The 2,876-nt window shown below is 64.5% G+C and carries 3 protein-coding genes; all 3 read left to right on the forward strand.

The window, feature by feature from the left end; all coding sequences use genetic code 11:
- A partial coding sequence (locus CFB40_RS37635; RefSeq protein WP_089434296.1) for an ABC transporter ATP-binding protein occupies positions 1 to 1,080 on the forward strand: 1,080 nt, incomplete at its 5' end.
- A 10-nt stretch (positions 1,081 to 1,090) separates the two neighbouring features.
- Positions 1,091 to 2,077 (forward strand): ABC transporter permease subunit, encoded by a 987-nt coding sequence (locus tag CFB40_RS37640; RefSeq protein ID WP_089431801.1) that lies wholly within the window; start codon positions 1,091 to 1,093, stop codon positions 2,075 to 2,077.
- On the forward strand, positions 2,074 to 2,876 hold an 803-nt coding region (locus CFB40_RS37645; RefSeq protein ID WP_089434297.1), incomplete at its 3' end, for an ABC transporter permease subunit. The genes CFB40_RS37640 and CFB40_RS37645, both read left to right, overlap by 4 nt.

The following is a 2,876-nucleotide window of genomic DNA, read 5'->3' on the forward strand; positions in this document are numbered from 1 at the left end:
TTCGTGCGCATCGAAAACGTCGTGAAGAAATTCGGCGACAGCACCGCCGTCGACAACGTGAACCTGACGATCGCGAAGAACGAGCTGTTCGCGCTGCTCGGCAGCTCCGGCTGCGGCAAGTCGACGTTGCTGCGCATGCTCGCCGGGCTCGAGACGGCCACCTCCGGCAAGATCTTCGTCGACGGCGAGGACCTCGCGTCGCTGCCGCCGTATCGCCGCCCGGTGAACATGATGTTCCAGTCGTACGCGCTGTTCCCGCACATGACGGTCGAATCGAACGTCGCGTTCGGCCTGAAGCAGGAAGGCACGCCGAAGCACGAGATCAAGGCGCGCGTGGCCGACGCGCTCGCGCTCGTGCAGATGAGCAAGTACGCGCAGCGCAAGCCGCATCAGCTCTCCGGCGGCCAGCAGCAGCGTGTCGCGCTCGCGCGCTCGCTGGTCAAGCGCCCGAAGCTCTTGCTGCTCGACGAGCCGATGTCCGCGCTCGACAAGAAGATCCGCCAGAAGACCCAGCTCGAACTCGTGAACATCATCGAGAAGGTCGACGTGACCTGCGTGATGGTCACGCACGACCAGGAAGAGGCGATGACGATGGCCAGCCGCCTCGCGGTGATGAGCGAAGGCAAGATCGTGCAGATCGGCGCGCCGGGCGAGGTGTACGAGTTTCCGAACAGCCGCTTCTCGGCCGAATTCATCGGCTCGACCAACCTGTTCGAAGGGCGCGTGGTCGAGGACGAACCCGATCACATCTTCGTTGAAAGCGACGACCTCGAGGCGCGCATGTACGTGAGCCACGGCGTCACCGGCCCGCTCGGCATGCCGGTCGGCATCTCGGTGCGCCCGGAACGCATTCACGTGTCGCGCGAAAAGCCCGGCTCGAAACACAACTGGGCGCGCGGCGTCGTGACCGACATCGCGTACATGGGCAGCTACTCGCTGTACCACGTGCGCTTGCCGAGCGGCAAGACGGTCGTGTCGAACCTGTCGAGCTCGCACCTGATGCACGACAACGCACCGGCGTGGAACGACGACGTGTTCGTGTCGTGGTCGCCGGCCAGCGGCGTCGTGCTGACGCAGTGAGGACGCCACGATGAGAACCTCCGCTTCCACGTCCTCCACTCCGGTGTCGACCGGCACGACCGCCGCGCCCCAGGCTGACAAGCGCCGAGGCCGCTTTGCCGCGCTGTCGCGCTTCCTGCCGTCGGGCCGCAGCGTCGCGATCGGCGTGCCGTTCGTATGGCTGGCCGTGTTCTTCGCGCTGCCGTTCGTGCTGGTGCTGAAGATCAGCTTCGCCGACCAGGTGATGGGCATTCCGCCGTACACGTCGCTCGTCGAGATCAAGGACGGCGTCGTGCACTTCGCGCTGCAGCTGTCGCACTACGCGTTCCTGCTGCAGGACGACCTGTACATCGCGACCTACCTCAGCTCACTGAAGATGGCCGCCGTGTCGACGGTGCTGTGCCTGCTGATCGGCTATCCGATGGCGTACTACATCGCGCGCTCGGAACCGAACCGCCGCAACGTGCTGATGATGGCCGTGATGCTGCCGTTCTGGACGTCGTTCCTGATCCGCGTGTACGCATGGATCGGCATCCTGAAGGACGATGGCCTCTTGAACCACACGCTGATCGCGCTCGGCATCATCCACACGCCGCTGCGCCTCTATCACAGCGATGCGGGCGTCTACATCGGGATGGTCTATTCGTACCTGCCGTTCATGGTGATGCCGCTGTACGCGCACCTCGTGAAGATGGACCTCACGCTGCTCGAAGCCGCGTACGACCTCGGCGCGAAACCGTGGGTCGCGTTCACGCGGATCACGCTGCCGCTGTCGAAGAACGGGATCATCGCCGGCAGCCTGCTGGTGTTCATCCCGGCAGTCGGCGAGTACGTGATTCCGGAGCTGCTCGGCGGCGCCGACACGCTGATGATCGGCCGCGTGATGTGGGATGAATTCTTCAACAACATGGACTGGCCGATGGCGTCCGCGGTGACGGTCGCGATGGTGCTGCTGTTGCTGGTGCCGATGGCGCTGTTCCAGTACTACCAGGTCAAGGAACTGGAGGACGCGAAATGATCAAGCCGAGCAAACCGCTGTCGACGGGCGTCCTCGCCTTCGGCTTCCTGTTCCTGTACATCCCGATCATCAGCCTGGCCGTGTACTCGTTCAACGAGTCGAAGCTGGTGACGGTGTGGTCGGGCTTCTCGCTGAAGTGGTACGCGGCGCTGCTGGACGACGACGAGCTGCTGAGCGCCGCGTGGCTGTCGCTGAAGATCGGCCTGCTGACGGCCACTGCATCGGTCGTGATCGGCACGTGGGCGGGCTTCGTGCTCGCGCGCTTCGGCCGCTTCAAGGGCTTCACGCTGTACACGGGGATGATCAACGCGCCGCTGGTGATTCCGGAAGTGATCCAGGGCATCTCGCTGCTGTTGCTGTTCGTTGCGCTGGAGCAGATGTTCGGCTGGCCGAAGGGGCGCGGGATGGTGACGATCTGGATCGGCCACGTGATGCTGTGCGTGTCGTACGTGGCGATCATCGTGCAGTCGCGCGTGAAGGAGATGAACAAGTCGCTGGAAGAGGCGGCGCTCGATTTGGGTGCGACGCCGCTGAAGGTGTTCTTCGTGGTGACGCTGCCGCTGATCTCGCAGGCGCTGCTGTCGGGGTGGCTGCTGTCGTTCACGCTGTCGATCGACGACCTGGTGCTGTCGGCGTTCCTGTCCGGGCCGGGCTCGACGACGCTGCCGCTGGTGGTGTTCTCGCGCGTGCGGCTGGGGCTGAACCCGGAGATGAACGCGCTGGCGACGCTGTTCATCACGGCGGTGACGATCGGCGTGATCGTCGTGAACCGGATGATGATCGCGCGTGAGCGGCGCCG

The sequence above is a fragment of the Burkholderia sp. AU31652 genome, assembly GCF_002223155.1.
Taxonomy (GTDB): Bacteria; Pseudomonadota; Gammaproteobacteria; order Burkholderiales; family Burkholderiaceae; genus Burkholderia.

What these genes read in the sequence shown, in the direction of transcription:
- CFB40_RS37640 (WP_089431801.1), top strand. Translation starts at nt 1,091, where the DNA reads ATGAGAACCTCCGCTTCCACGTCCTCCACTCCGGTGTCGACCGGCACG.